The sequence below is a fragment of the uncultured Granulicatella sp. genome (genome assembly GCF_938030755.1).
Classification (GTDB): domain Bacteria; phylum Bacillota; class Bacilli; order Lactobacillales; family Aerococcaceae; genus Granulicatella.
This window is the reverse complement of sequence record NZ_CALHIF010000069.1, coordinates 1-5,417: the sequence shown is the minus strand read 5'-3', so window position 1 is coordinate 5,417 and position 5,417 is coordinate 1. Positions and strand designations below refer to the sequence as shown.

General features: G+C 33.9%; 5 protein-coding genes. All 5 read right to left on the bottom strand.

Features of this window, described 5'->3' with window-relative positions:
* Positions 1-1,155: ABC transporter substrate-binding protein (locus Q0594_RS07090; RefSeq protein WP_298730818.1), on the bottom strand; the 1,155-nt coding region annotated here is incomplete at its 3' end.
* A 439-nt stretch (positions 1,156-1,594) separates the two neighbouring features.
* Entirely contained in the window at positions 1,595-2,500 is a 906-nt protein-coding gene (locus Q0594_RS07085) for an ABC transporter permease (RefSeq protein WP_003147509.1), read from the bottom strand.
* A 14-nt stretch (positions 2,501-2,514) separates the two neighbouring features.
* Positions 2,515-3,480, bottom strand: a complete 966-nt coding sequence (gene opp4B, locus Q0594_RS07080; RefSeq protein WP_003147508.1) for an oligopeptide ABC transporter permease — start codon at positions 3,478-3,480, stop codon at positions 2,515-2,517.
* Positions 3,480-4,412 (bottom strand): ATP-binding cassette domain-containing protein, encoded by a 933-nt coding sequence (locus tag Q0594_RS07075; protein ID WP_298730814.1) that lies wholly within the window; start codon positions 4,410-4,412, stop codon positions 3,480-3,482. The genes opp4B and Q0594_RS07075 overlap by 1 nt, the downstream gene beginning before the upstream one ends.
* Positions 4,405-5,409: an ABC transporter ATP-binding protein gene (locus Q0594_RS07070; protein WP_298730820.1), complete on the bottom strand. Its 1,005-nt coding sequence runs from the start codon at positions 5,407-5,409 to the stop codon at positions 4,405-4,407. Before Q0594_RS07070 ends, Q0594_RS07075 begins: the two co-directional genes overlap by 8 nt.
* Positions 5,410-5,417 lie beyond the last annotated feature (8 nt).

Below are 5,417 nucleotides of genomic sequence, written 5' to 3'. Positions count from 1 at the left end.
GATTGGTGGATAGAATCCAGAACCAGTTGGTGTGAAACGTAATCCTTTATAGATTTTTTCGTTGATTTGATCCCAATCTACCGCATATCCAAATGCTTGACGCACTCGTTTATCTGCAGCTTTTGCGTTTGGATCTACTTCTACTTCACCTTTTTCTTTGTTGAATTTACCTAGTTTGAATCCAACATATGATACATAGTAGTCAGATTCTCCTAAGATTGTTCCGTTCTTAGCGTCTTTAGTTCCGTCCCAGATACCTGTAGTCAAACTATCCATTAAGTCTACATCACCGTTTTTAAGAACAGCACTTGCTTGAGCTGGTGATACAACTTTAAATTGGATTTCTGGAATTTTTACATCAGATTTTTTGTAGAAGTAAGGGTTAGCTTTCGCTAATACACTTTCTCCATTTACTACTTTATCTAAGTAATATGGTCCATAAGATAATGGTTTTTTGTTTAAGTCTGCTTCAACAAATTTAGTGAAGTCTTTTGATGCAGCTTCTACTTGAGCCTTGTTTAAGAATTCTCCGATAAATCCATTACCCCATAATAATGCTGGTTTAATCTCTGTATATTTAAGTACTACAGTTTTATCATCTTTTTTAACTACTCCAGAGATATTTTTTGCTTTTCCTTCGTGATAGTCCTTCATACCTTCGATTACTTCGTACTCATCACTGTAACGAACGTTTTCAGTGTACTTAGGATTACCCATAAGTTCATATGTTGCAACGATATCGTCCGCTTTTACGTCTTCTCCGTTACTCCATTTAAGATCTTTATGAATAGTTAATGTAACTTCTTTTTTATCGCGATCAACGTGGAACATAACTGGTGCTTCTTTGTCATCTTGTTTTAAACGGTTTGCATCGTCAGTTGGGAAAGCTCCTGCCATTGTATATTTCATTACATCATTGTCAGTAGATTGTAAATAAAACACTGGGTTAAACATCCCTGTTAATGGATCTGCTGAAGTAATACCAACTTTAAGTTGTTGACCACTAAGCGCATTTCCACCATTGTCCACGGCTGTCTTAAACTCTACAGCTGCCTTTGTTCCCTTAGAATTGTTACTTGCGCTTGAACATCCTGCAAGTAACATTGTGAGAGCCATAGCTGAACTAACTACCTTTAACATTTTTTTCTTTTCCATTATCTTATCCTCCATGCTGTACGTTGTACAGTCTTTCTTTAATGTTATATTTAGCAATTATATCAGAGAATTTTATAGTAGTCAAGTAATTGTCAGAAAATTTTACACTATTTTTCTACTTATTAGTTATATTAGTTGATATTAACTTTCAATTTATATAAACAATCTTAATTTTCTGTATCAATCTTAAAACTAAATCTGTGTTATCTATAAAATTTATGAACTACTTAATTCTTATTTTAAGATAATTAAAAAGCAATGAATTATCTATAATTATAAATACTTTTTATACTTAGCTATTTCAATTATATTAATCTATCTCAATCGAGCTACAAATTCTCTTTGAATTTCTAATCTCTGCAAAATTAAACATTCATCCTCTTTTATAAAATTTTACGAAAAAAAGCCATGTAGAAATCTTTCTACATGACTTTCTAAATTATAATCTTTGTCTAGCATCTAAACTACGTCTTAATGCACCACCGATAGAGTTGATACATAAAACGATGATTAAGATTGCAAGGGCTGCTGGTAGCCAAATGTACATTTTATTAATAAGAACGTCTGCATCTTTTGCATAAGATAACATAGTTCCGATACTTGGTGTTCCTGCTGGAAGACCGAATCCAAGGTATGTCAGACCTACCTCAATACCCATATTAGCAGCTAATGATAATGTAGCTTCTACAATAATGATCGAGCTAATATTTGGTAAAATTCCTTGTAACATGATTTTCCAATCTGGTGTCCCCATAGTTTTTGAAGCAAGAACATAATCACGACGTGATTCTGATAATGCTTTACTACGTACTAAACGAGTTGATCCCATCCATGCGAATGCTGATAAAATCAGAATGAATAGTACAAGTCCGTAATCACGTTTAATACTTACGAATACGATGATTACCATAAGAGTTGGAATAATTACCATAAAGTCTACGAAACGCATCACAATATTATCAACACGTCCTCCGTAATATGCAATAACTAACCCTACTGCTGTACCAAACCCAATTGTTAATGCTGTTACCGCAACCGCGATAAGAATTGAGTTAAGCATCCCCATCATTAGCCATCCAAAAACTGAGTGACCACCTACGTCTGTACCTAATAAGAATCCATCCTCACCAGGTTTTAAGAAAATATTTAATAAATCTACATCAAAGTAAGTACTATATACTCCACTCACACGAATGTAAATATTGAAAAGTACTACAAAAATTAAAATTGCACTTAATGTGATTAAAGCTGCAAAAGCACCTTTATCCTTTTTAAATTCACGAGCCACAACTGAAAACCCAGAAGGAGTTTTAGTTATAACTTTTTCTTCTTTTGCTTTTGTCATTGTTCAACTTCCTCCTAGTCTAATTTAATACGTGGGTCAACAATTGCCATGATAATATCACTTAAAGTACTACCAAGCAATGTTAAGAATCCTGAGAATAACATTAATGTTGTAACAACACTGTAGTCTCTATCTTGAATACTTTGATAGAATAATTGTCCCATTCCAGGGTAACCAAAGATTGTTTCTACGAAGATACCACCACTGAATAATCCAGTAATAGAGAATCCGAAGAATGCTGCGATTGGTAAGATAGAGTTTCTAAAGATGTGTCCTGAATAAACTTTTTTAACTGGCACACCTTTAGCACGTGCTGTTTTAACATAATCACTTTGTTTCGCGTCGATAACTTCATTACGTAAATATTGAACAGTTGATACTGTTGATAATAATGCTAAACAGATACCAGGTAAAATTAAGTGTTGCAGTTTATTAATATAGTATGTGAATGTTCCTGGATCAAGGTTAACATCTACAGATCCACTTGTTGGGAACCATCCTAAACCGAAACCAAATAATGCAATCATGAATAAGTATAATACGAATGATGGAATCGCTAGGAAGAAGAAGTTATAAAAGTTTACGAATTTATCGAATTTAGAACCATTATAACGACCTGAATACATCCCCATAGGGATAGCAATTGCATACATAATTACCGCAGTAAATAATGACAGGTTGAATGTATTGAAAATTCTTTCTCCTAAAAGTGTTCCTACTGATTTACCAGTAGTATAACTTAATCCGAAATCACCGTGCATGAAGTTTTTTAACCAAGTTAGGTATTGTTGATACCAAGGTTCATAGAACCCACTCGCTTGACGAATCGCCTCAATTTGTTCTTGAGATATTTTTGGATTTTCTGCTAAACCACTAAATGGATCCCCAGGCATAAGTTTAGCTAGACCAAACACTAGTATACTAAGGATGAATAGTTGTGGTATCATTACTAAAAAACGTTTTAAAACTACTTTCCACATTATACTTCTCCTCCTTTCATAGCAACATAATGCGTATCCGTTAATTTCTTAAGCGGATAAACACGCCCATCTTTATCAAAATAATCATTGTAATGTTCATTATATTCTGCTTCAACAGCTTTTCTTACCTCTATGATTTCTTTAGCTTTATCAAGATTTGTACTTGGAATAGCCGCTATAAGACGTTTTGTATAAATGTGTTGCGGATTATTATAAATATCTTCACGCGTTCCACGTTCTACAATTCGTCCACGATACATGATATAGATGTAATCACACATATGTTTAACAACACCAAGGTCATGAGAGATAAATAAATAACTTATATTAAAATCTCTTTGGATTTTTTTCATGAAGTTTAATACCTGAGCTTGAACTGAAAGGTCAAGAGCAGATACTGGCTCATCGGCTACGATTAAACGTGGATTACACGCGATTGCACGTGCAACACCAATACGTTGACGTTGTCCACCTGAGAATTCAAATGGATATTTATACATAGCTTCTTCACCCATACCTACGATATTAAGAAGCTCTAATACGCGCTTTCTAGTATCTTCTTCAGATAAGTTCTCAAAATTACTAATAGGTTCTGAAATAATATCTATAATACGTTTTTTTGGATTTAAACTAGACATTGCATCTTGGAAAATCATTTGAACGTCACGATTATATTTTAGTTTTTTACGAGCTGCTTTTTTAGTAACATCTTCGTCTTTGTAAATAATTTGTCCATCAGTTGCTTTTTCTAAACCTAAGACTACTTTACCTACAGTAGTTTTTCCACTACCACTTTCACCGATTAGTCCATAAGTTTTCCCTGCTTCGATTTCAATATCAACCCCATCTACTGCATAGACATGATCTTTAATTGTATTGAAAAATCCACCGCGAATGGGATAATGTACTTTTAGATTTTCTACTTTAAGCATTGTTCTCCTCCCCTTCAAATTCAAAGTTTTTATAGCATGTACAACGTACATGATGTCCTTCTTCTACTTCATGTAAAGTTGGATTGTGTTCGTGTTCTTCATCTTTTAGCCAAGATATACGATCAGCAAAACGACACCCTTGTCTGTCTAATGTTTTTAGAGAAGGTACCATCCCTTGAATAACGTAAAGGTCATCACTAGAATCTTCATCATCAAGTTGAGGAATACTACGTAATAAACTACGAGTGTATGGGTGTTTTGGATTTTTGAAGATTTGTTCTGCAGTTCCAATTTCTACTACTTCTCCAGCATACAGTACAGCTACTCTATCAGCCATCTCAGCAACTACACCAAGGTCATGAGTAATTAAGATAATTCCTGCATGCATCTCTGCTTGAAGTCCTTTAATAAGGTCTAATATTTGCGCTTGAATTGTAACGTCTAGAGCTGTTGTAGGTTCGTCTGCGATAAGAACACTTGGTTTACAACTCATCGCCATAGCTATCATAACACGTTGACGCATACCTCCTGATAACTCATGTGGATACTGTTTTGCACAACGCTCAGGATTAGGGATACCAACTTGTGTTAATAACTCGATAACTCTCTTTTGTCTTTCTTCTGCACTTAATTCTGTGTGATAAATTAAGGCTTCTTCTATTTGTTTTCCAATTCTGTGTAATGGGTTTAACGAAGAAAGTGGATCTTGGAAAATCATTCCAATATCTTTTGTTCTAATTTTATTCATCTCATCTTCTGTTAAGTCAAGAATATTTTTCCCATTAAAAATAATTTCTCCAGTTGACTTAGTAAGATTTTCATTATGAAGACGCATAATAGTAGTCGCTAATGTCGACTTACCACAACCACTCTCCCCAACGATAGCTAATACTTCGTTTTTATATAGGTCTAAACTAACTTTATCAACAGCATTAAAGTAATCATCTTTAATTCTAAATGCTGTTTCTAGATTTTTAATCTCTAATAGTTTTTCCATTCGCCTAT

Coding starts and splice junctions, on each gene's coding strand:
- Q0594_RS07085 (WP_003147509.1), bottom strand. CDS start 2,500: ATGACAAAAGCAAAAGAAGAAAAAGTTATAACTAAAACTCCTTCTGGG.
- opp4B (WP_003147508.1), bottom strand. CDS start 3,480: ATGTGGAAAGTAGTTTTAAAACGTTTTTTAGTAATGATACCACAACTA.
- Q0594_RS07075 (WP_298730814.1), bottom strand. CDS start 4,412: ATGCTTAAAGTAGAAAATCTAAAAGTACATTATCCCATTCGCGGTGGA.
- Q0594_RS07070 (WP_298730820.1), bottom strand. CDS start 5,409: ATGGAAAAACTATTAGAGATTAAAAATCTAGAAACAGCATTTAGAATT.